Raw genomic sequence first — 22,424 nt, forward strand, 5'->3', positions numbered from 1 at the left:
CAGAGTCTCCTTTGAGTATTTGTCCATGTCCTAAGTATTTCTATTGGATTCATCATCGGTGCCGCGATTGGTGTAGCAACTGGTGACATGGTATTTTGGATGGTGTTGGGCTTGGTCATCGGTGCTGGTCTCGGTGCGGCCATTTATTAAAAAAATAACACAAGTTCAATGATTAAGGCCCAGTTGCAGTTGCAGGTAGGGCCCTTGTCTGTGATGGATGTGCACCCCCTAAGCCAGCCGTAGCCAGTCCATAGGGTAGGGGTAGGTGCTAGTCCCTAACGCTAAAGGCGCTCCACTTTAATTGCTGTAAGTCATTGGTACAGAAGGCGTTCTATGAAGCAGTTATCGTTTAAGCGACACCGCTTTCTAGCCGAGGAGTCCGTCATGCCGTAGGCTGTACTTTCGGCTTAGCCTCAGTTTCCGTGATGTCGAAGAGCTGATGGTGCAACGAGGAATAGACGTCAGCTACGAAACGATCCGGTGCTGGACGATCAAGTTCGGGCCCCTGATCGCTCGCCGTCTGAAAAAGAGAAGGTCTGCACTGACCTGTAGTCGGCTTCTAGATGAAATGGCTTGCAAGATCGGCGATCCGGCGCATGTATATATGGCGCGCGGTCGATGACGAAGGCGAGTTCTTAGACGTCATCGTCAAGCGTCGGTGGGATACAAAGGCGGCTTTCAACCTGCTCAGACGTCTTTTACACAACCAACCTGTCGAGCCTGAAACCATAACAAATAACTGACTGGCATCCTACGGTGCGGCGCTTGATCAGTTGGAACTGCGGCATCTTCACGTCCCGGTCGCTACGATGCAATATCCGCGTTGTGAACTCGTTTCTGCCGATCCCGCGACGAGAGCGACAGATGTAGCGGTTCAAATCCTAAAGCTCAGCTCAGAGATTTCTCACAACCCACGCTGCGATCTACAATACCATTAACATCCAGCGCCATCTTATCAGCAGACCCGCATTTCGACACTTTCGCGGCGATGAGGAGGCTGCTTCTGCGAATGCTACCGTCTGATAGCGTGTCATGTACGTTCTTTCGACTTCGTTCAGCTAACCTGATAGCACCCCGCATTAATCGTCGTGAGTTTCAAGCCGGTATGTAAGCACCATATCATCGGCAGACAGGGCGCTTGAAAGTGCGTCTAGCTGGGACCGGTTTCGCAGTTGCAATCGCCAGTTTCTGGATTCGGACGTACCATCTGCCGATAGAGCATATCTTATGCTCTGAACCCTGTAGCTGTTGTGAGCTACAATGTTGCGGATGCGGGTATGGCCATGATCATTTCCGCGCTTCCAGCGCACCTGTAGATCGGCGTTTAACCGAGCCGGAACGCGGTCGCTGATCAGTTTCAGGGCGATAAGGATAACCCCTGTGATTAGGGTTCCGGTTGTCGCCAAGCCGAATAAGCCAGCGCCGTATAAAAGACCTATCGCAGCCGTCATCCATAGCGATGCTGCGGTCGTTAAGCCATGAACCGAAAAGCCCTGCCTGAAGATCACGCCCGCGCACAGAAAACCGATGCCCGTAAGAACGCCATGGGCCATCCGCGTAGGGTCTGTCATGATGTTGCTGCGTGGAAGGTCGTCAAACGCCCAGTGTGTTTGATGAAGAGCGGCGAGCATCAAAAGGCAGGAAGATAAACTTACCAGAATATGGGTTCTGAATCCGGCAGGACGACCGCGCCATTCTCGTTCCAAGCCGATCAATCCGCCTGCAATTAATGACCCTATAAGGGGGGCTGTAATCTCGTCCCAAGGCAGCATAATCGAACTCCATATTTGACCAGTGGAGTTTTAACGTTGGACGAATGAACTTTATCCATCGGCTGCTTAAAAGTTCTCTTGTTCACTGGAGCAAACGATGTCGCTTGATCGTGTGGTCACGATCTGGAGAAAGTTGTTCGAACTTCAAACGCGTAATTTTTCGTCCAGTTAAAAATACATCAGGCTGAGACGAGAATAAGTCTGAAAATGCCTCATCGCGTACGTTTAAGCCTCCCGTATAGGATCCGAAGGCCGGCAAGATCAGTCGTTGACCATCAGTGATAAAACAGCGTCGTCTTATAGTAACACCCGATCCACGTAACTTAGCGCAGGGGTGTAGATGGCCTGCAATTTCTCCGAAAACCTGAACCGGTTTTGGTTCGTGGCATAGTTTGAGGCGCCCCAGATTTAAAGTCTCTATGCTTTGACCGCCAAAGGCGGCTCCACCATCCGGATCGTGATTTCCACTAATCCATACAAGCTCTAAGGATTGAGCAAGTTGTCGGATCGCATCGGCATCATCACGAGCCACGCGGCTAACCGCATCCATGTCGTGCAGGCTGTCGCCTAGAAGAACAAGCCTTTGTGGATTTAACGCGCGGATCTCGGTGGCAAGCCGTTCCAATGTTTCGCGTGTGTCATAGGGAGGTAGCAACTGTCCTCCCACTGCGTAGGCGGAACCCTTTTCGAGATGCAGGTCCGCCACTACCAGTGTCGAAAACTGGGGTAGCCACAATGTACCGGCAGCGCGGAGGTGAACCGGTTCTTCAGCTACATTGATAAGCATGCTCATGTCATGGCTTCATCAATCAGTGCGGCTTCTTCGAGCAACATATCTATTGCTGATGTTCCGGGTGAACGTTCCTTTCCAATCGCCATGAGCAATGGAGCCGCGAACGGGGAAACCTTTGCAAGTTTAGATATCACTAGATGCCCCGACACGCGTTTTAGCGTTTCTCCTAAACGACCAACATCCATGAGTCCGCGCGCAGCGTCCTCTCGGGCGCATTCTAATAAAAGATGGTCAGGTTGGTGACGTCTCAATACGTCGTAGATGAGATCGGATGAGAACGTGACCTGACGGGTGTTTTTCTCGTGGCCCGGCATGCGTCTTTCAATCAGTCCCGCGATCAGCGCGCATTCTTTGAACGCGCGCTTCATCATATAACTTTCCTGAAGCCAGTTTTCGAGATCGTCCCCGAGCATGTCCTCTTGAAACAGTTTTGCGAAATCTAGTTCGCTCATCGAGCGCATTGCCCATATGCAGACTGCATAATCGTTTGCGAGATATCCGATAGGGCCTACGCCCTCGCGATCCAGTCTACGCGTTAAAAGCATGGCCAGCGTAGTGTGCGCGAGATTGCCAGCAAAGGGGTAGCAGACCATGAAATGGCGTTTGCCCCGTTGAAAGGTTTCAACCAGCAAATCTTCAGGACCGGGCACGGTTGAATGATTATCTTGAGCCTCCAGCCATTCCTGAACATCGAGGGGCAGACTTGCCCATGAAGTTCGATCGCTGATTAGGCCTCGCACGCGAGAGGCAAGGTGCGAGGAGATGGGTATTCTTGAGCCACCCCAGCTTGGAACCCTTGGTTCCTTGTCTCGACTGGGCGTAACGACCGCATTGGTTCCGGTCACCCCTTCAAATCGCCATACTTCTCCGGCGAAAAGAAAACTGTCTCCGACAGATAACTGTTCAAAATAGGTCTCTTCGGCTTCGCCTATTTTACGGCCAAGACCCAGTCCGCGCCGGCCTTGTAATCGAATGCTCAATGTTTGCGCGGAGACAATGGCACCAACATTCATTCTATGACGGCGAACTATGTCCGGATTCCACGGACGCCACAGACCATCCAGACCCCGGATCAGCCGCGTATACCGCTCATAGTTCTTTAGAACGTATCCACCGGTAGAAACGAAATCGACGACCTTTTCCCAATCCTCCCAAGAGAGTGTTTTGTAGGGGGCGGCGGTACGGACTTCTTCATACATCGCTTGCAAGTCAAAAGGCTCTGCACAGCCACAGCCGACAATATGCTGTGCCAGCACATCCTTGGCACCGTTTCGGATGGGCTCGCCATCATGGGCACCTTCCATTACGGCCTCTACGGCCGCGCGACATTCCAGCATCTCGAAGCGGCTGGCTGGTACCAGGATTGCACGCGACGGCTCGTCCAGCCGGTGGTTCGCTCTACCAATGCGTTGAACAAGACGGGACGATCCTTTGGGAGCGGCCAACTGTATAACCAGATCGACCGAGCCCCAGTCGATCCCGAGGTCCAGTGTAGATGTGCAGACTACGGCCTTAAGCAGCCCCTGCGTCATCATGGCCTCAACCTTGCGACGCTGTTCTGCAGACAAGCTGCCGTGATGTAGGGCAATCGGCAGGTTTTCCTCGTTCAGTCGCCATAGCTCCTGAAATGCAAACTCGGCCTGCCAGCGCGTATTTACGAAGACGAGCGCTGTGTTCGCCGTTTTGATCGCATCATAGACTTCCTGCATCGCGTGCTTGGCTGTGTGACCTGCCCAAGGCACGCGATTTTCGCTCAGCAAGACGTCCAGTTCAGGCGGTGCGCCCGACTGGCCAAAGACAATGTCGGTGCCCTTGTCGGACAGCCAGCCCCGGATGGATGCCGGGTCATTCACCGTGGCCGACAGGCCGACACTGCGCATACTGGGCGAAAAGGCCCGCAGTCGCGCTAGCCCCAGCGACAACAGATCTCCGCGTTTGGAGCCATGGATGGCGTGTATCTCGTCGATCACCACACAGCGCAGGTCCTTGAAATACGCCCGCGCGCCCTCCCATGCACAGAACAGAGCCAACTGTTCGGGCGTGGTCAGAAGGATATCGGGTGGGGCGATCCTCTGACGCGAACGGCGGGACTGTCCGGTGTCTCCGGTGCGGCTCTCGATGACGATGTTCAGCCCCATCTCGCGAACCGGCGTCAGCAGGTTGCGCTCCACATCCACCGCTAGCGCCTTCAGCGGCGAGATGTAGAGGGTGTGAACGGACGGCAGATCATCCGCGCTTCTGCGCCGTTGCGACAGCTCGATCAGGCTGGGCAAAAACCCCGCCAGCGTCTTGCCCCCGCCCGTCGGGGCCACCAGCAAGGCATCCTCGCCCGCCAGCCCCTTTTCCACCATCGCCAACTGATGCGGGCGCACACTCCACCCCCGACGGGCAAACCAGTCGGCAAAGCGGGGTGGGAAGGGAGGGGGGAGATTGGTCACATGTTAGAATATGGGGATGATGTATCGCTTTGCATATCCACGATCGTCTCCCGCAAGAACACCAATTTACATTCGTATAAAAATTTATGGCTGCGCCTTGAAATGCCACCATGGGAGCCTAGCTTTTCCGTACCATTGATTTTTAAAGGAGGCGTGGATGCCTAAATATTGGATTTCGTTCCGCGTTGCTGAGGTCGGTAATCATCAAGAGCGCCGAGACAGTATCTACGATGCAATCGAGACACTTCCAGCGTCTTCTAATCTTTGGGAAGAGCCGACCTCCTTCGCAGCGTTCGCTACGTCCGAAAATCGAATTAGTGCGGTTGCTCAAAAATTGACCGCGGGTCTAGATTCTGAGACCGACGTTTTGATCATAAGAAAGATAGATTTTAAACAAACTAGAGTGTTTGGTGTTTATGGTGACGGAGAAAAACTTGCTTCTCTATTTGAGGGCATAGAGGCAATTTAAGTGCCCGTAGGGATTAGTATCCCCTCCAACACTCCCAATTCATCCGCTTCGCCCGCAGGCTTGTCCCACCGGATGCGGTTGATCCTTGGGAAGCGCATGGCGATGCCGGACTTGTGGCGGGTTGAGCGTTGGAGGCCCTCGAAGGCGATTTCCAGCACAAGGCCGAACTCGGGCGTGGCGGTGACGGCGCGGACGGGGCCGAAGCGGTCGGTGGTGTTGTTGCGAACGAACTTGTCGAGCTGTTTCAACTCTTCATCGGTAAAGCCGAAATAGGCCTTGCCCACGGGGGTCAGCACGCGCTGGCCGACTTCATCGGTGGTCCAGACGCCGAAGGTGAAGTCCGAATAGAAGCTGGAGCGTTTGCCGTGCCCGCGCTGGGCGTACATCAGCACGGCATCGACTAGCATAGGGTCGCGTTTCCACTTGAACCACGGCCCCTTGGGGCGTCCCGCTTCATAGATGCTGTCGTGGCGTTTCAGCATGAAGCCTTCGGCGAGACGCGCGTCACCTTCGGGCGGATTGGCGCGCAGTTCGGCCAGTTCCTCCCAGCCCTCGATCTGCACCAACGGAGACAGGTCGAGATGCGGTGATTGTATGGCGGCAACGAAGGCTTCCAAACGTGCCCGTCGCTCGGAAAAGGGCAGGGGGCGGGTGTCTTCATCCCCCTCGGCCAATAGGTCGTAGGCGCGGATACCGGCGGGATAAGCAGCCATGCGCTTTGCATCCACCGTCTTGCGGTTCAGTCTTTGTTGCAGGTCAGAGAAGCTGCCCATCTGGCCGTCGCGTAGCACAATCAGTTCGCCGTCGATCACGCCGTGAAAATCCATCGCCTCGACCACATCGGGGAAGGCGTGGCTGATGTCCTCGCCGGTGCGCGAATAGAGACGGCGGATATCACCCTCGGCGACGGCCTGAATACGAATGCCATCCCATTTCCATTCGGCCACGAAGTCGACGGGGTTCAGGCGCGGCATTTCTGTCGTTTCGTCAATAGGATGGGCCAACATGACGGGGCGGAAGCGACCATGCGCTTCGACCTGTGGCCTTTCGCCCTTGCCGTCCAGCCAGGCCAGCATGTCCACATAGGGCGGCTCCTGCCCGTGCCAGACCTCCTGAATATCGGCCACATCGACACCGCCGTAATCGGCAGCCGCCTGCCACGCCAAGCGTGCCGATACGCCCACACGAAGCGCACCCGTCACCAGCTTCAACAAGGCCCAGCGACCATCGGCATCCAGCGCATCCAGCCAGTTTTCGATCAGGCCATAGACCTCGCCGCGCTTGGCATGGGTCAGAGCCTCGATAACCTCCGAGACTTCCGGCTCGCGGTTGGCCCCGTGGAGTGTAGGCCAGATCAGCGCCACTGTCTCGGCAAGGTCGCCGACATAGTCATAGGACATCCGGAACAGTTCGGCATCGACCCGCTCCTCCACCACCCTGCGGATGATGTTGGCCTTGGCTTCTTTAAACGTCAAACCGCCCGTCAGCGCCGCCAGCGCCCAACCACGATCAGGATCGGGAACGCTTGCCAGATGGTCACGGATCAGCCGCAGTTTGGCATTGCGCGACGCCGTCAACGACAGCCGATCCAGCAGTTCGGCAAAGGCCTTCATTCGATGGCCTCTTCAATAGGCTCATCATCCTCTTCATCATAGCCGACCAGATGCAGCGCCCGCGCCGTCATGCCGTTGAGTTGCGCCCAGCGCGACAGGGCATCATCGCGCCCGTGCGTGATCCAGACTTCGGTGGGGTTCAACTCTGTCAGAGTGTCGGTCAGTTCGTCCCAATCTGCGTGGTCCGATAGTATGATCGGCAGTTCCACGCCCCTTTGCCTCACACGCGCCCGCACGCTCATCCAGCCGGATGCAAAGGCACTTACAGGATCAGGAAAGCGACGGCTCCAGCGGTCGGCTATGGCCGATGGCGGGGCAATAATCACCTTGCCCGCAAAGTCGGATTTTACGCCCGATACCGTCTGCCACGGCCCGAGATCGACACCGAAGCTTTCATAAAGCCGGTTCAGCTTTTCCAGCGCGCCGTGGACATAGATCGTCTCGTCATAGCCTGCCTCGCGAAGCAGCATCATCACCCGCTGCGCCTTACCCAGCGCATATGCCCCGACCAGATGCGCCCGCTCGGGAAACTGTTGTAGCGAGTGGATTAGCTTGCCTATTTCGTGGCTATCGGGCGGGTGGCGAAATACAGGTAGTCCAAAGGTCGCCTCGGTAATGAACACATCGCTGGGCACAGGCTCAAAGCCTGTGCAGGTCGGGTCGCGTCGGCGTTTATAATCGCCCGATGCGGTAATGGTGATGCCTTTTGTGCGGGCGGCGACCTGCGCCGAACCCAGAACATGCCCTGCGGGATGTAGCGAGACTTCCACCCCGTTCACGTTCACACGCTTGCCGTACTCAAGGCTCTGGGCGGTTTGCGCGAAATCCGAACCATAGCGAACAGCCATGATTGCCAGTGTCTCGGGCGTGGCCATCACATGACCATGGCCCCAACGTGCGTGATCGGCGTGACCGTGGGTAATAATCGCCCTGTCTACAGGTCTAGGAGGGTCGATATAGAAATCGCCTTGAGGGCACCAAAGCCCATTTGCGGTAGGACGCAGTATCCGTGAAAAACGGGAATAATCTGATCCGGTTGAAGCCTGAGTCATAGGCTCATAACGCAACCAAGGTCTTAGCGGTTCAGAACGATTTTTAAGCTGATAAGGGGCCTTCGTGCTGTGCTTAGTTAACAGCCCCCCCTCCAATGGGTGTTCCATACTTCATGGTAATGAAAATACCCCCTCGCCCAAGTGCGAGAGGGTATCTTTATCAGAGCAAATGCGGAGCGCAGAAGCCGCACTGCGTCCAACAAATATAGAAACACCCTTAAGTGAACATTGTTCCGGTAAAAGCGGAACAACTCGCTTTGGCGAAGCATTCTCTCATCTTGAAGGTAGAAAAGTTGAGGGGAAGTTGATGTTCACACGCACAACCGAAGAGCTATGCGAGATCGCTGAAGCCGGTGGGTCACTGGTTATTCATGCGGACGTCCGACCTACGGAGGATCTGGTTGCGATTGCGCGTTCGCTTTTCCATGGTGCGAGCCTGACGCTCGAAGGCATGATGACACGGCCCACTGCAGACATGCGTAGTATCGCTGCTGCAGCACCAGGGCGGGTAACTTTCCGCCCATAAAGATCGGCCCATCACGCTGCCGAGATGTTTGTGATCCCCCAAATGGGGAACAAGCCCCGTTACTAGCCGTTTACATTTGAGCTGGGCGGGTAATAGGGAGTCATGAAATGGCCGACTGGACAAACCGCGTCGAAGGCAACTGGAACCAATTTTCTGGCAAGGTGAAGGAGCAGTGGGGTAAACTCACTGACGACGATCTGACCCAGATCAACGGTAATCGCCAGCAGCTGGAGGGCCGTATTCAGGAACTGTACGGCACGGATCGCGAAACGGCGAAGCGTCAGGTTGACGAGTGGTATCAAAACCAAGCATGACCATAAAAAGAGGCCCGCTCTCCCGAGCGGGCTTTTTTATGAATACGGTCGAGGGGCAGGGCATCACCAATACAGGTTTCCATCGGGATCGCGTGTGCCTGCAAACGCCAAGGTGATGATCTGGCTGGCGATTATCGAGTAGGTGATGCCATTGCCGCCCAAGCCCGCCACCACCCAGACATTATCCATGTCTTCGGCCGGCGCGATAAACGGTAGGCCTGTCGTGCTGTTTCCGAAGGCTCCGGCCCATTTGTATTCGGGTTCCAAGCGTATGTCAGGAACGAGCTGATACAGTTTGTTTTTGAGGGTTTTCGCCTTGGTATCGAGCAGCCGTTTGATCGAATGCCGTGCCTCGCTCTCTTCATCTTCACCGCCGAGGATGATCCGCCCGTCGGGTGTTGAACGAAAATAGAGGTATGGATCCGATTCTTCCCACACCATCGTGGTCTTAAGCCAGTCTGGGATAGTAGCCGTTGTGTCTGAAGCGATCGCCCATGTCGAAAGGATATCCGCCTTGGGTATGCTGACCATTTTAGGCAGTTCATAGCCGGTACAGAACACCACCTTTTTGGCACGCACGATCACATCATTGTCGAGTCTCAGGCTCACCCCGTCTGGATCAGTTAGAACATCCAGAACCTCGGCCGGCGTGTGGATTGTTGCGCCATTGGCGGTGGCACGTCGTAGTAAGGCGGCGGCGAGTTGACCCGGATTTGCAGAAGCTGACCCAATGCTGAGAATGGCACCTGTACGATCAATACCATAACGGTCACGCAGGTCTGCCGCAGATAGATATTGGCTGGGTAGGCCAAGTTCGCGTCTGGCTTCGGTTTCGGTAGCCAGTGCCCGCGAACCGTAGAGATCGCCCGCCAGATACAAGGTGCTGCGATCTTCGAAAGCGCAGCGGATGCGTTCCGACTCAATCAGATCTGTCAGGTCGCACAGAGCGCGAAAGCACCGTTTGTAAGCCCTTGAAGCTTTCTCGGGTCCAATTTTCTTGGTCAGTTCAATGAGCGGGAGATCGATTTCCCATTGCAGCATGGCAGTGGAAGCCAGGGTCGATCCTTGAAGGGGGGCGCGCCGATCTAGGACAAGGATGCTAGGATGGCGGCCGAATTTCTCTTTCAGGACAGTGGCTGCGGATGACAAGGCATGGGCCATAAAGGCTCCGGTGATGCCTGCGCCAATCACTGCGATATCGACTGAAACGCTCGAGTTCAGAGGTTTGGCCTCTACACCTAACGCTGGTGAATCTGCCCATAGCGAGTGACCGGTTCGTAGATCGCGCTCTTTCGTAGCCGAGGGCATGGACACACCGATCCTCACGCTTTCAGTTTGATTTTCTTTTCGATTTTTACAGCCGCTTTCTCTTCGTTTTTCCGACGCTCAAAGACTTTACGCATGTATTTGCGATCTGCATCGGTCAGGATTTTTTCAGCGGCCACAAACTGCTCCTGCTCTTCCTCACCGATGTGGTGAAGGTACTCTTCCTTGAGCGCTGCAAAGCGTCGTAACCAGCCGGAAGACGCCATATCGCGAGCGGCAAGATCCGCCAGCATGTCGTCCAGTTCCTTGTGTTCCGCGACTGCGTGACGGGCATCTTCAGTTGTGGTGGGCTCTCGTAGGACTGTCGACCACAAGGCTTGCTCTTCGGCAGCGGCGTGTGATTTCAGTTCCTTCACCAGCTCTTTGAACAGCAACTGCCTGTCTTCTGACTTGCCATGTGTTTGCTGGATCATTGCCAGCAGGGCGCGGTGTCGATCATGATCCTCGACCAGTCGGCCGAATATATCGGGATCACCGCGGAATGGTGTCTCCGGGGTCGAGCCGATATGAATAGATAGATCAGGAGCCATGTCCTGAGCCTTGGCGATTGCGTCCGCCTTGGCCTGCTGTGATGTCTTGGTCGGCTGCTGGAGGTGAGCATGCTTTGGCATATTGATCTCCACACGTAGGGTTCAGGTGTTAACTGGATCGGTGGGACCTTAAAGCGAGCGCCTGAAGCCTTCACCATTCCACTGAACTAAACCCAATGGGCACCGACTACGTTCCCTCGCACCTCTGATGGAGAAAGACGTGCGGTCATAATGAAGACGAGGTTTAGATTTTGTGGTCCAGCGACGACGAGATACAGGGCTGCTGTGAAGTTGCTTAAATGCCTTTATCGGAACCAGCCGCTTGAGCCTGAAAGTATTACACACGAACGGTCTGACGCCTTACGGCGCTGCACCCAATCAGCCAATTTACCTTATAGGCTCAATGCGATAGCGGCATGGATCAAGGCCGTTGCGGACCTGGCTCCAACTCAATGGCATCGAGACAGGAGCGCCCGGTCGTCCGCGAGGGGAGTAGGGTGCAACAGCGGTCGCTTTACGATCGTTGCGCAGGTAGTCGATGAAGATGCGTCCTTTGCGTGCCTCTTTTGACATGCTTATCAGATAGCGGTCGGGTGCGTTTACTGCCATCACGCGGGCGAACTCGCGGGCGAAGCCCTTGGCTTCTGTCCAGTCCATATCAAGGTGCTCGACATAGGTGGTGACGTGCAGTCCTTTGCCTCCTGTCGTCTTGCAGTGACTTTCGAGGCCCAATTCTTTCAACCGGGCGCGGACTTCTTTGGCCGCTAAGATGACCTCTTCGAAACCAACGTCCGGTGCAGGGTCGAGGTCAAAGATCAGACGTTCTGCCTTGTCGTGCTGATAGGGCACACAGTTCCAGGGGTGAATTTCGACGGCCGCAAACTGCGCTGCCGCAATCAAACCCTCCACGGTATCTATGCGGATATAGGGCTTGGGATCGCCCTTGATCTCGACGGCTTCGATCAGCGGTGATTGGCCCTTAACGGGATGTCTTTGAAAGAAGCTCTTGCCCTCGATCCCATCGGGCATACGGATGATGGAGCAAGGTCGACCCCGGATGTGTTCCAGCATCTTCTCGCCGACGCGCTCGTAATATTCAGCCAGATCGCGTTTGGTGATGGCGAGCCTATCTTTGGTCGCGGGCCACAAGACCTTGTCCGGACTGGATAGGCGAACACCGCGTAGTGGGGCTTCGGCACCTATCGAAGGCTTTGAGGTGTCCTGAGGATTATCAAGCGCGACTTCTTTGGGGGCCTTGTCCTCACGCAGTGCTTTAAACGAGGCCTGTCGGATCGAACCAGATCCGGTAAAGCCTTCAAAGGCGATTTCGGCGACCAGAACGGGCTTGACCCAGTGGACCCCTGCAATGGATTTGGGGCTATCAGGGAAGGGGCTCTTGGCCGTCTCGATGGCCTTTAGTTCGGGCATGAGCTGCTCGACGGTCTTACGGCTGAAGCCGGTGCCGATCCGGCCCACATGCTCCAGCCTACCTTCACGATATACCCCCGCGATCAGCGACCGGAAGTTTTTGCCCGTCGTCGCCCATCCAGCGATCACAACTTCCTGCCCTTGTCGGCATTTCGACTTAACCCAATCGTCACTGCGACCAGAGCGATAAGGTGAATTCAAGTGCTTAGAGATAATCCCCTCGAGGTCGAGCCGACAGGCTGATTGCAAGAGCGCGTTCCCTGTCGTCTGGAAATGTTCGACATACCGAATAGCGCCCTTGGCTTTAGCTAAACGCTTTTCCAGTTTTGCCTTGCGATCTGCGAGAGGCAGGCTGCGAATGTCCTGTTGGCCATCATGCAGCAGGTCAAAGGCGTAATAGATAAGCGGGGCATCGCTCTCACCACCCATGACGGCTTGGAGCAGAGCAAAACTGGGCTTTCCTTCGTCGTCCAATGCCACAGCCTCGCCATCATAGAGGCCGTCTTGAAGACCCTTCGCATCGGCGACGATGGACGGGAAGCGCTTGGTCCAGTCCAATCCTTTGCGGGTGCGTAGGGTCTTCTGCTCGCCGTCAATCCTTAGTTGAAGCCTATAGCCGTCGAATTTGATTTCGTGCGCCCACATATTGCCTGCTGGTGGGGTGGAAATATTGGCGGCCAGTTGCGGTTCGATAAAGTCGGGAATGTCAGGCGGTTGGGAGTTCTTTGCGTTGGGGCGAGGGAGAGTAGGCACTGACTTCTCTAGCTTTGCGCTCCTGCGCGGCAGGGTCATGTAGGGCGCAATCTCGCCCGAAGCGTTTGCGGCGATCTGCTTCATGGTGCGGATCGAGGCAATCGATTTGTCACGATCGCTAGGGCCGCCCTTGTTGCCCGTCTTCGCCGCACTGTCTTTATGCTTGATCAGCATCCATGGTTTGCCCTTTTCTCCGGCCTTGGGTTTGAGCCGGACCAGCACCCATGAGCCGTGCATCCTGTGGCCCTCCATGACGAATTTCAGTTCGCCTTTTTGCAGATTCTTGTCGACGTCCTCGAAGCCATGTTCGGGTATCCATAGCCCGCGGTCCCAAATCATCACTGTGCCGCCGCCATACAGATCCTTTGGGATGGGGCCTTCAAAGTCGCCATAGTCGAGGGGGTGGTCTTCAACAGCCATGGCTAGCCGTTTGTCGGCGGGGTCCAGCGAAGGGCCCTTAGGCACGGCCCATGACAGGAATGTGCCGTTCCACTCCAGCCGCAGGTCAAAGTGCAGGCGGCTGGCATCATGTTTGTGGATGACGAAGCGCAGGTGGTCTGATGCGGCGATCTCAGCACCAATACCGAACGGCTCCTCCGTTCGTGTAAAGTCGCGCATCTGGCGATAGGTATCCAAGCGGGGATTGGGCATACAGACCTCCGCCATACTAACGATCGTTCTGGCGTTGCGCTCCACCGTCCACAGATTTCAGATCTTTCAGGAAATCCATCCGGTGTCCCGTGCGTTGAATCTGGAACGGAGAATAGCTATGGCCGAAATCGCATCTGAACAGTTGAACCGTTATCGCGTCATGGCGACCGGACACCCGACGCGCATTGTCGTGGAACCGACCTTAGAAGCCGCAGCGGTCAGCTATATTGAGGATTTTGTTACATCGCCGCCGGTGCCGGAACTCAAGCTCTGGGTGACCGATATCGAAGACGGAAACCAACATTGTTTTCTGCTGGATACGGATAGCGGTGATCTGAAAGCCTGCTCTTAATCGAACTGTTTGCCGTAACACTCGTTTGTAAAAAGTCCCTTTGACAAGGCTGTTCAAAAACGAGGTGCGTCCATGGCTCCCAGACCCAGTTGGCAAGGTCATCTAAAGCTGTCGCTCGTGACCTGTCCTGTGGCGCTTTATACGGCAACCTCGACGGGTGGTGACGTTCACTTCAACCTGATCAATCCAAAGACCAATAACCGGATCAAGATGGTCACGACCGATCCGGATACGGGACCGGTTGCGCGTTCGGATTTAGTGAAGGGCTATGAGGTTTCGAAGGGCGTATATATCCTGCTGACCGACGAGGAGATTAAGTCGGTAAAGCTGGAGAGCACCAAAACCATCGACATTGAAAGCTTCGTACCAGCCAAAGACATCGACCGTATCTATTGGGACAATCCCTATTTCCTCGCGCCCGAGGGAAAGATCGGTCAGGACGCCTTCAACGTCATTCGTACAGCCATGGAGAAATCGGGGAAGATCGCACTGGCGCGGGTTGTGATGTCCACACGGGAGCGACTTCTGGCGCTGGAGCCGCGCGGCAAGGGCATTTTAGCTTACACGCTGCGAACCGATGACGAGGTGCGCCAACCCGAAGAGGTGTTTGAAGGCATATCAACCGCCAAGCCGGATGCGGACATGATCAAGATTGCCGAACAGATCATAGAGCAGAAGGCTGGGCCCTTTGATCCCGACAAGTTCAATGACCGGTATGAAGATGCGTTAAAGGCGCTGATTGCCGACAAGCAGAAGGGCAAAAAGCCCGCAAAAGTCTCTGCCCCCAAGGATGACAATGTGGTCGACCTTATGGCAGCGCTGCGCGCCAGCCTGGACGCCAAGGCCGGACTCTCGGCGAGCAAGCCCACATCAAAATCGCCATCCAAATCAGCGGCAAAGACCAGCAAACCGCGCGCACGAAAAGCAGGGTGATCTGCCTTGGGTCGCAATGGCGTCGATAAAGAGGAAATACCCGCCGGACTACGCTGGTGTTCGGATGAAACAGAAGGCATCCGCCGCAAACGCGCAGGGCGGGGTTTCTTTTATCTGGGGCGGGATGGCTCGCGTGTAACGGATGAAAAGGTGCTGGGGAGAATACTTTCCCTGGCCATTCCACCGGCTTGGACACAGGTTTGGATATGTCCGCACCGCAATGGCCACATTCAGGCGACAGGCCGTGATGCGCGCGGGCGAAAACAATACCGCTATCACCCGGGTTGGACGAAGGCCCAGTCCGAGAACAAGTTCGCGAGAATGCCGGCTTTTGCTGCGGCTCTGCCAAAGCTGGAAATGGCCATTGAAAAAGGCCTCGCGCGGCGCAAATTCGATCAGGAAAAGGTTGTGGCAACGGCGATGCGCCTGATGGAGCTAAGTTTAATCCGCGTAGGCAATTCCCGTTACTCGCGCGAGAACCGCAGCTTTGGTCTGACGACTCTACGCAAACGCCATATCGAGGTCAGTGGCACTGAATTGCGGTTACGGTTTCGCGGCAAAAGCGGGATTGTTCATGACATGAATGTGCAAGACCGCAGACTGGCCACCGGTGTTAGGCGGCTGAGCGAATTGCCCGGCCACACCCTGTTTCAGTATGTCGATAACGAGGGACAACTCCGCGCTGTCACATCCGATGATATCAATGCCTTTATCCGTAAGAATATGGGCGAGGACTTCTCGGCCAAGGATTTTCGCACATGGGCTGCGACTGTGTGCGTGGCTCGCGCCCTTTGTGACACTGAGCCGCCTACTTCGCCTTCGGATGCGAAGCGCAAGGCCAATATCTGCATTCGCGAGGCGGCATCTTTGTTAGGCAATACGCTCGCAGTTTGTCGCAGTGCCTATGTGCACCCGCGCGTTGTCGACTTGTTCGAGCGTGGTGCAATCGCCGATGCACTGCCGCGCACCTCGGCCAAGTCGTTCGAACGCGCGTTAGCCAAGGCCTTAGCTGCCAGCAATTGAACTGAGACGGTCGGGAACATGGGAGTGGCTAAAGGATTGTTTTTATAGGTTCAGCAGAACCGATCACCCAAGGAGATACGCACCATGGAGAACCGGTCATCGATGCAGGATCCGCGCAATCAATATCCTCGGCCGCCGTTTCCGGATCAGGAACAAGCCGCGCCAGGTCTAGTAAAGCGCATGACACCAGCGCCCGATCATGGCGAAAACAGTTATCGTGGCTATGGGCGGCTGGCAGGTCGTCGTGCACTGATCACTGGCGGCGATTCCGGCATCGGGCGCGCTGTCGCTATCAGCTTTGCGAGAGAAGGTGCCGATGTCGCGATAGCCTATCTGCCTTCCGAGGAATCGGATGCGGCTGAGGTCATCAAGCTGATCGAAGCGGAAGGTGTAAAGTCGCTGGCGCTGGCCGGTGATGTTCGCGACGAAGCATGGAATGAGACCATGGTCGCACGGACCGTTGAAGCGTTCGGGGGGCTGGACATCCTCGTGGTCAATGCGGGGCGCCAGCAATATCGCGATAATCTGTCGGAGTTTTCTACCAGCGATTTTGACGCGACGATGAAGACCAACCTGTATGCCTTGCACTGGCTATGTCAGGCGGCGATGCCGGTCATGCCCGCCGGTGCCGCCATCATCACTACGGCGTCTATTCAGGCCTATGAGCCCAGTGACATCCTGTTAGATTATGCGACTACAAAGGGCGGCATCGTCACCTATACGAAGGCGCTGGCAAAACAGGCTATTGAGCGAGGCATTCGCGTCAACGCAGTCGCCCCCGGTCCGTTCTGGACTGTGCTTCAGCCCAGCGGCGGTCAACCCGATGAAAAGGTCAGGAACTTCGGCGCGCATAGCGCCTTTGGCAGGCCCGGGCAGCCTGTCGAAATCGCGCCCGTCTATGTCCTTTTGGCGTCACGGGAAGCCAGTTTTGTCACGGGCGAAGTGTGGGGCGTGACCGGTGGAGCGGGCATTGGCTAGGTCGCGTTAAAGCCATGGGGCGCTTTAAAGCCAATCATAAGATGCAGGCGACCTATTTGCGCGATCTGGGGCGAGCCTTCGGCGGCGCGCTGTTGTTTTCCCTGCCATTGTTGTTGACGATGGAGATGTGGCAACTGGGAATGACGTTGGAGCCTTGGCGTCAGCTAATGTTTCTGCTGGCCAGTTTGCCCGTGCTTTACGGTCTTGCCCATTATGCTGGTTTCACGTCCAGTCGGGGAGGTTGGGATAATCTGCTCGAAGTGGCCGTTGCACTGTTCGTTGCGGCTGTGACAGGCGCGGCTTTGTTGACGCTAACGGGTGCCTGGGAACTGGGAAATCTTCGCGTCGCGACGGGCCAATTGACTATGCAGTTGGTGCCCGCAGCGATCGGTGCCCTGCTAGCGCGTAAGCAGTTAGCGGCGGATGACCGGCAGGATGGCGTGCGCAAAGGCGATTATTTTGGCGAGTTATTCCTGATGATGTCCGGTGCGCTTTTTCTGGCGCTGAATCTAGCGCCGACCGAGGAAATCCAGCTTGTCGCTTACCGGATCGGACCCGAGGCGACACTGGCGCTGATGGGGTTGTCGATGTTGCTGCTCCACATATTCGTGTTCGAGGTTGGCTTTGCCGGTCAGGAGGAACAGGAGACGCCTCTGGAGGCCTTGCTGCATTTTACCGTGCCCGGTTATGCTATTTGTCTATTGGCCAGCATGGGCATTCTGGCACTACTCGGCATGAATGATGCGCATGGCACGGGGGCAATCATGGCCAATACGGTTGTGCTGGCATTTCCGGCGTCGTTGGGCGCTGCCGCAGCGAGGCTTTTGGTATGAGGCTGAATTTTAAACGTCGACCAAGGCGTCGAAAAGCACGTGTGCAGGGTGTGATTGCACTTCTGGGAATGGTTATCGTCATGGCTTGCGTGACCATTCTTGTGCTCGAAAGCCTGAGAGGCGGAGATGAGGCGAGGCTATCGGCGCGAGTGCTCGACACGGCCCCCATTGAGGGAGGTCGTCAGCTTATCGTGCAAGTCGACAACAAAGGCGAACGAACCGCGTCCGATGTCACCGTTACGACTGAAACCTCAGGAGAAATCGTTCAAGCCGTTATCGACTATGTCCCCGCGCGCGGAAACCGGCGGGCTGTTATGCACGTCCCCGCTGAAGGGGTGGTTCAGATCACCGTTGAAAGTTGGATTGACCCTTAGAGGCGTCAGTAGGGCTATGGCTGACGTTTAAATATGTCGCCCACTACCTTCGCATCGGGACCATCCGGTCCGGCACGTTTGCGGGACTCGGCTTGGGTCTTTTGCGCCTTTTTATCCGAGGCACCGGGCGTTGACTTTGTGACAGTGTTGCACCGTTAAGGTACGCTCGGGAGCTTGGTCAGACATTGGTTCCGTCTGAGATTCTGATGCAGACGGAGGAAGGGAGGGTTCCTCAGGTTGGTTTCTGAAGAACGCAATGGTGACTGAAGTACCAACGTGACAATCTCAGTGAAATTTAAAGCGTAGCTAGCTCTCGATTACTAATTTGATGGCCATAGGAGGTGCTGATTGTCTTCTTCTTTTCCAAGGCCTCAATGATGCTGTCCGCAAAGTGCGTGTCGTAAAGCAGGGACAAGTTGTTAATGCCGCCGGGCGTGAAGACATTGATCTCGAGCAACTTGTCTCCGACAATGTCGAGCCCGACGAGGAACATGCCATCCTGAATGAGCTTGGGCCGGACCGTTTCGGCAATCTCCAGCATTGTCGCGCTGACCTCTACAGGTGCGGGGCCGCCGCCAACATGAATGTTGGATCGAATCTCCCCCTTGGCGGGTACGCGACGGAACGCTGCGTATTTGCCGTCGCGGACGAGCGGGCGTCCATTCATCAAAAAGAATCTTACATCGCCTTCGCCGGCTTCAGGGATGAAGGCCTGAGCAATCAAGTAGCCTTCCTCGCTCACGGCCTCGAAAATCTGGTTCAGGTTATGGTCTTTAGGCGATGAGATCTTGAAGACGTTCTTGCCACCAGATCCCTGTAGCGGTTTGATGATGACGCCCTTTTTCTGGCCTTGAATGAAGCTTCGGATTTCATCGATGTTTTTGGAAATCAGCGTTAGGGGCCGGACCGAAGACGGGAAATCCTGAAAATAGAGTTTGTTCTGCGCTTGGGCGAGCCCGTCAGGATCGTTGACGACAAGGACACCGCGCTGGGCCGCCATTCGTCCGAAGATAATCCCAACATTTGCAGCCCAAGGCCGATCAATCGCATCGAGGGAGGGATCGTTACGCAAGAACAGAACGTCGATTTCACTCATATCAAACAGGCGCTTGGTGGCTTCACTGCTTTGGAGCGCCCGATGAAAAGTTTCGGGTTTCTTATAGTTGCCGGATGGTAACTCCAGACCGCTAAGCGAAAGATTGTCATCGGGGGAAAGGACGAAATCCGAGGGTGTCACATAGCAAATCTCATGCCCTCGGTTCATTGCCGCCAACGCCAGAATAGTGGTCGTGTAACGGGGCGTTTCGCCCTCGATAGAGTTGACGAAGAATGCGATGCGCATGAGGCCTCCTACGCAGTAATAAGGTCTAGAGGTGAAAGCCCGGTCTTCAGACGGGCCAGTCTTTGATCGGCTCCAGGCAGATTTAGAAACTGCGGCATGATTTTCGGAGGTTTGAGAAGGCCTCGTAAGCTCAATTCCTGCATTACAGATAGATGCGAAGACGCGATCTTGCCCATCCAGAATGCATCGAGCGCACCACCCCTCGAAAGGTGATCCAGAAGTTCCAGCAGTCCGCGCAGATAGATGGCATCCTTGGCAAGTCCACCGCCTCGATGGACACGAAGGGCAGTGTTGAAAGCATTTCTGTCCGAGAAGCCTTGCTCTCTATGAAGCATTGAAAAGGTATCTACGAAGCTTGCGCCGTCAAGCATTCCGGCGACAGCGCAGACGCGGGCCGCCAGAAGACGAAGGCGTGATACAGTCATTCCGCCCGACAGGTATTCGGCCAGAACGGCCAACCCCTCTTGCGCACCTTCATAGCCCGCCAAGCCGCTGCGGAATATTTTTAGTCCGTGCTCCGAGCCATTGAAGAAGGTCAGCAAATGGACGCCGACCTCGTGGCTGAGCAAGGCTTCTACCCGTGCCTTGGACATCGATGTGTGACGTGAAATGAGCAGTTTGCCATTACTCACCATCATGCCGGCAGGCAGGTCGTCCCGTACGGCAACCGACGCTGCGAAGCCTTTCGACTGCGCTGAATAGCGATCGATCATGGTTTGGGCGCGCCGTTCAAGAAACCGGTAATCGACAGTGTCGGCATCGCCGTCCAATGGAAGACCGGCGGTGGCTTGTAATATGTCTTGCGCTGCCTGGCTAAGGCGAGGCTCAATCGGGCGATATAATGCGCGGCCCAGATCAACAAACTGGCGTGCACCACGCGCCGCGAGCATGGAAAGCTGTAGGTCGAGCTCGGTTTGTTTCTCGCGGTAGAGCGTCGTGAGAACGGGATCCTCGAACCTTTCCAGATTGATCGAGAACAGAGCTTTTTTGCTTTCCCCGATATTGAAGGCGAGGGGACGATAGAGGAAATGCGGAACCCGCTCGAAGTTCAGAGACTTGAACTCGGCCCAAGCGTCTTCTGAGTTGATAGGCGTAACGGACAGTAAGAAATCAAAGCGTCCGGCAATATCGTCAATAGCCCGGTCGGCACGCTGGACGGCATCCACGAAGACACGGCGCCCCAGAGCTCTGTGACTGGCAGGCTCCAAACACGTTTCTTTGCGCGTGAAGTCAGCAACGGACTGGAGAACAGCATCGAAAACATTCGCCACGAGCCTATCACGTAGCTCCGGATAGACCTCATTGGATTGAGGGACCTTATGAATCGGCGCGAAACGAAGGGTGACGACGGGAAACGCCGGCAGCTTGCGGGCAAGGCTGGCTTGGGTGTCATCTGCTAATTTCAAGCGATCAATGAGGGGCGTGCGATAACGTGCATCGGCCGTCTGAATTCCGCTTATGAGAGCAGAAAGGGCCTCCTGTGTAGCTTTGTCCGCAGGCGCAGATGCTGTGACCGTAAAGGGGGCAAGGTAGGGGGCATCTTTAGCAAGACCGTCCTTAGCCAATTCTCCGATATCGATGACCAAAAAGGCTCCGAAACGCTCGGCCATTGCAGCTCCGACAAGGCGGATAACATTCACGGCGTCTGACAGATTGGGGACTAGAAGATAGGATGCATTTGCCATCACTACGTCGCGTGCCACCGCAGAACGGTGGCCTACATGCACTGCAATGAAGGGCATGGGCCGATCCATAAACAACCGACCTCTACCATTAAGGTCGAGCCGGATTGGACCGTCTTTGTCTAGGCAGGCTTTTACCGCAGCCGCATCGATATCCGAACTTCGTGAGGTCATGCCGTGCCCTCGAGTGCGGTCTTAAGCACCGGAAGACTTGCCGTTATGGCATCGCGCAATTCTTTAATGGCCGCGTGGTCAGGTTTACCGGTCCACTCGTCCATAAAAATCTTCTTCATCTCAACGGCTATGGCGCAGCCGGAGTAGGGGAAGTGTTCGTGGATGAACCGGGTCTGTTCGCCTTTCCCCTGAAAGGCGATATTCTCACGAACATCAATATAACAACCCTTGACGCGCGAGGCTCGTAAACTTGCCATGAAGGGCTCAATGACGTGGGCCCAGCGTTCCCTGTCCATTGAGAACGTACCGATATTGATATCGGGAGCGCCGCTCTGATCTGTGGGCGGTGAGTCTGCGCCATCGCGGCGATGGTTGTAGCTATGGATGTCCAGAACGATAAATTTGCCGAACTGTATCTCAGTTTGGGTGAGAACGTGGTGTAGCAAACCGTAGTAGCTGGCATGCTGGCGCAGCAGGTCTGCTATTGCATTCCGATCTGGCTTCTCATGCCAAACTTCCAGACCCCAAGCCTGTTCTGGATTTAAATAGACCGCACTTTCTGGCGAACGATTAAGATCGATCTCGAAGCGTGAGCGGTGAACCACAATCTGGGTCGGCATGCCCGCAATGAAATGTGCGGTGAAGGGATCCTCCTCACGTAATCGATCTGCCGCATTGAGAGCCATCTGTTTTTCAAGAAGGGGGCTGATTGCATGGCCGTGATGGATAGCCGTCCCTATGAGGGGCGAGGCCCCAAATTTTAAAGTCCACAACGGGTCCGTGGCGAGATTATCAAATATATCCACGTTACAAGTCATTGGGATATAATGTTTACATTCGTGTACAAGTTCCGCCACTGAATGGAGCTGCATCCGCAACTGAGCCTAGGATTTCAAGAAAATGGTCCGTATCGCATATAGATTGGGGACTTTTGTCGCTCAAAAGTAGACACTGGTGGCTACCGCTAATGACTGAGGCTGTGTGAAAACAGCTTCCGTTCGAGCGAATTAGGTTAGCCTGCTGAGGTCTTCAGGAGGTGGGTATGAGCCGCTTCGTTCAGGGTGCAGA

18 protein-coding genes and 1 pseudogene are annotated in these 22,424 nt (G+C 55.4%); 8 read left to right on the plus strand and 11 right to left on the minus strand.

The genetic code is table 11. From position 1 onward, the window contains the following. The first annotated feature begins 333 nt into the window (after positions 1–333). Positions 334–1,023, plus strand: a pseudogene (locus FHS64_RS14410) (IS6 family transposase). Positions 1,024–1,079: 56 nt separating this feature from the next. Here the strand turns inward: FHS64_RS14410 and FHS64_RS11150 are convergent. The 3 genes from FHS64_RS11150 to FHS64_RS11160 all read right to left on the minus strand — a co-directional run bounded on the left by FHS64_RS11150 (position 1,080) and on the right by FHS64_RS11160 (position 5,003). After that, positions 1,080–1,772, minus strand: coding sequence for an MgtC/SapB family protein (locus tag FHS64_RS11150; protein ID WP_167178279.1), 693 nt, complete (start codon positions 1,770–1,772; stop codon positions 1,080–1,082). Positions 1,773–1,854: 82 nt separating this feature from the next. Further along, on the minus strand, positions 1,855–2,565 hold the full coding sequence (pdeM, locus tag FHS64_RS11155) for a ligase-associated DNA damage response endonuclease PdeM (protein ID WP_167178280.1): 711 nt from the start codon (positions 2,563–2,565) through the stop codon (positions 1,855–1,857). Beyond that, on the minus strand, positions 2,562–5,003 hold the full coding sequence (locus tag FHS64_RS11160; RefSeq protein ID WP_167178281.1) for a ligase-associated DNA damage response DEXH box helicase: 2,442 nt from the start codon (positions 5,001–5,003) through the stop codon (positions 2,562–2,564). The genes pdeM and FHS64_RS11160 overlap by 4 nt, the downstream gene beginning before the upstream one ends. A gap of 157 nt (positions 5,004–5,160) precedes the next feature. Here FHS64_RS11160 and FHS64_RS11165 point away from each other — a divergent pair, with 157 nt between their 5' ends. Then, positions 5,161–5,472, plus strand: coding sequence for a hypothetical protein (locus FHS64_RS11165; protein WP_167178282.1), 312 nt, complete (start codon positions 5,161–5,163; stop codon positions 5,470–5,472). On the opposite strand, the gene FHS64_RS11170 is transcribed toward FHS64_RS11165, so the two are convergent. Together FHS64_RS11170 and FHS64_RS11175 are read right to left on the minus strand one after the other, a co-directional pair. Beyond that, positions 5,469–7,085 (minus strand): cisplatin damage response ATP-dependent DNA ligase, encoded by a 1,617-nt coding sequence (locus FHS64_RS11170; RefSeq protein ID WP_167178283.1) that lies wholly within the window; start codon positions 7,083–7,085, stop codon positions 5,469–5,471. The two genes, FHS64_RS11165 and FHS64_RS11170, sit on opposite strands and share 4 nt — an antisense overlap. After that, on the minus strand, positions 7,082–8,137 hold the full coding sequence (locus tag FHS64_RS11175; RefSeq protein ID WP_167178284.1) for a ligase-associated DNA damage response exonuclease: 1,056 nt from the start codon (positions 8,135–8,137) through the stop codon (positions 7,082–7,084). The genes FHS64_RS11170 and FHS64_RS11175 overlap by 4 nt, the downstream gene beginning before the upstream one ends. Before the next feature lie 633 nt (positions 8,138–8,770). Here FHS64_RS11175 and FHS64_RS11180 point away from each other — a divergent pair. Beyond that, entirely contained in the window at positions 8,771–8,977 is a 207-nt protein-coding gene (locus FHS64_RS11180) for a CsbD family protein (protein WP_167178285.1), read from the plus strand. Between the two features lie 63 nt (positions 8,978–9,040). On the opposite strand, the gene FHS64_RS11185 is transcribed toward FHS64_RS11180, so the two are convergent. The 3 genes from FHS64_RS11185 to ligD form a co-directional block, all read right to left on the minus strand. Further along, entirely contained in the window at positions 9,041–10,285 is a 1,245-nt protein-coding gene (locus tag FHS64_RS11185) for an NAD(P)/FAD-dependent oxidoreductase (protein ID WP_279588500.1), read from the minus strand. A 14-nt stretch (positions 10,286–10,299) separates the two neighbouring features. After that, a complete protein-coding gene (locus tag FHS64_RS11190; protein WP_208380898.1) occupies positions 10,300–10,914 on the minus strand; it encodes a hemerythrin domain-containing protein in 615 nt (204 codons plus the stop codon). Positions 10,915–11,220: 306 nt separating this feature from the next. Next, positions 11,221–13,665 carry a DNA ligase D gene (gene ligD / locus FHS64_RS11195; RefSeq protein WP_167178287.1) on the minus strand — a complete coding sequence of 815 codons (2,445 nt, stop codon included), beginning with the start codon at positions 13,663–13,665 and terminating at the stop codon, positions 11,221–11,223. 118 nt (positions 13,666–13,783) lie between these two features. Between ligD and FHS64_RS11200 the strand changes: the two genes are divergently transcribed. The 5 genes from FHS64_RS11200 (at position 13,784) to FHS64_RS11220 (ending at position 17,784) form a co-directional block, all read left to right on the plus strand. Beyond that, the gene (locus tag FHS64_RS11200; RefSeq protein WP_167178288.1) at positions 13,784–14,017 is read left to right on the plus strand and encodes a DUF5961 family protein; all 234 of its coding nucleotides are present in this window, start codon (positions 13,784–13,786) and stop codon (positions 14,015–14,017) included. A gap of 72 nt (positions 14,018–14,089) precedes the next feature. After that, positions 14,090–14,950: a non-homologous end joining protein Ku gene (gene ku / locus FHS64_RS11205; RefSeq protein ID WP_167178289.1), complete on the plus strand. Its 861-nt coding sequence runs from the start codon at positions 14,090–14,092 to the stop codon at positions 14,948–14,950. Positions 14,951–14,956: 6 nt separating this feature from the next. Beyond that, entirely contained in the window at positions 14,957–15,973 is a 1,017-nt protein-coding gene (locus FHS64_RS11210) for a DNA topoisomerase IB (protein WP_167178290.1), read from the plus strand. Between the two features lie 84 nt (positions 15,974–16,057). Beyond that, the gene (locus tag FHS64_RS11215; protein WP_167178291.1) at positions 16,058–16,951 is read left to right on the plus strand and encodes an SDR family oxidoreductase; all 894 of its coding nucleotides are present in this window, start codon (positions 16,058–16,060) and stop codon (positions 16,949–16,951) included. A gap of 14 nt (positions 16,952–16,965) precedes the next feature. Beyond that, entirely contained in the window at positions 16,966–17,784 is an 819-nt protein-coding gene (locus FHS64_RS11220; RefSeq protein ID WP_167178292.1) for a TIGR02587 family membrane protein, read from the plus strand. Between the two features lie 669 nt (positions 17,785–18,453). Here FHS64_RS11220 and FHS64_RS11225 read toward each other — a convergent pair. From FHS64_RS11225 to FHS64_RS11235, 3 genes are all read right to left on the minus strand, one after another. Continuing rightward, the gene (locus FHS64_RS11225) at positions 18,454–19,500 is read right to left on the minus strand and encodes a glutathione synthetase (protein ID WP_167178293.1); all 1,047 of its coding nucleotides are present in this window, start codon (positions 19,498–19,500) and stop codon (positions 18,454–18,456) included. Between the two features lie 8 nt (positions 19,501–19,508). Continuing rightward, positions 19,509–21,242 (minus strand): flavohemoglobin expression-modulating QEGLA motif protein, encoded by a 1,734-nt coding sequence (locus FHS64_RS11230; RefSeq protein WP_208380900.1) that lies wholly within the window; start codon positions 21,240–21,242, stop codon positions 19,509–19,511. 110 nt (positions 21,243–21,352) lie between these two features. Next, positions 21,353–22,162 carry an N-formylglutamate amidohydrolase gene (locus FHS64_RS11235; protein WP_208380902.1) on the minus strand — a complete coding sequence of 270 codons (810 nt, stop codon included), beginning with the start codon at positions 22,160–22,162 and terminating at the stop codon, positions 21,353–21,355. Positions 22,163–22,424 lie beyond the last annotated feature (262 nt).

The sequence above is a fragment of the Brevundimonas terrae genome, assembly GCF_011761985.1.
GTDB classification, from domain to species: Bacteria; Pseudomonadota; Alphaproteobacteria; order Caulobacterales; family Caulobacteraceae; genus Brevundimonas; species Brevundimonas terrae.

Excerpts from the sequence above, each read along its gene's own strand:
- pdeM (WP_167178280.1), bottom strand. The coding sequence starts at position 2,565 with ATGAGCATGCTTATCAATGTAGCTGAAGAACCGGTTCACCTCCGCGCT.
- FHS64_RS11215 (WP_167178291.1), top strand. The coding sequence starts at position 16,058 with ATGGAGAACCGGTCATCGATGCAGGATCCGCGCAATCAATATCCTCGG.
- FHS64_RS11150 (WP_167178279.1), bottom strand. The coding sequence starts at position 1,772 with ATGCTGCCTTGGGACGAGATTACAGCCCCCCTTATAGGGTCATTAATT.
- FHS64_RS11180 (WP_167178285.1), top strand. The coding sequence starts at position 8,771 with ATGGCCGACTGGACAAACCGCGTCGAAGGCAACTGGAACCAATTTTCT.
- FHS64_RS11230 (WP_208380900.1), bottom strand. The coding sequence starts at position 21,242 with ATGCCCTTCATTGCAGTGCATGTAGGCCACCGTTCTGCGGTGGCACGC.
- FHS64_RS11200 (WP_167178288.1), top strand. The coding sequence starts at position 13,784 with ATGGCCGAAATCGCATCTGAACAGTTGAACCGTTATCGCGTCATGGCG.
- FHS64_RS11165 (WP_167178282.1), top strand. The coding sequence starts at position 5,161 with ATGCCTAAATATTGGATTTCGTTCCGCGTTGCTGAGGTCGGTAATCAT.
- FHS64_RS11190 (WP_208380898.1), bottom strand. The coding sequence starts at position 10,914 with ATGCCAAAGCATGCTCACCTCCAGCAGCCGACCAAGACATCACAGCAG.
- FHS64_RS11185 (WP_279588500.1), bottom strand. The coding sequence starts at position 10,285 with ATGCCCTCGGCTACGAAAGAGCGCGATCTACGAACCGGTCACTCGCTA.
- FHS64_RS11220 (WP_167178292.1), top strand. The coding sequence starts at position 16,966 with ATGGGGCGCTTTAAAGCCAATCATAAGATGCAGGCGACCTATTTGCGC.
- FHS64_RS11225 (WP_167178293.1), bottom strand. The coding sequence starts at position 19,500 with ATGCGCATCGCATTCTTCGTCAACTCTATCGAGGGCGAAACGCCCCGT.
- FHS64_RS11170 (WP_167178283.1), bottom strand. The coding sequence starts at position 7,085 with ATGAAGGCCTTTGCCGAACTGCTGGATCGGCTGTCGTTGACGGCGTCG.
- ligD (WP_167178287.1), bottom strand. The coding sequence starts at position 13,665 with ATGCCCAATCCCCGCTTGGATACCTATCGCCAGATGCGCGACTTTACA.
- FHS64_RS11175 (WP_167178284.1), bottom strand. The coding sequence starts at position 8,137 with ATGACTCAGGCTTCAACCGGATCAGATTATTCCCGTTTTTCACGGATA.
- ku (WP_167178289.1), top strand. The coding sequence starts at position 14,090 with ATGGCTCCCAGACCCAGTTGGCAAGGTCATCTAAAGCTGTCGCTCGTG.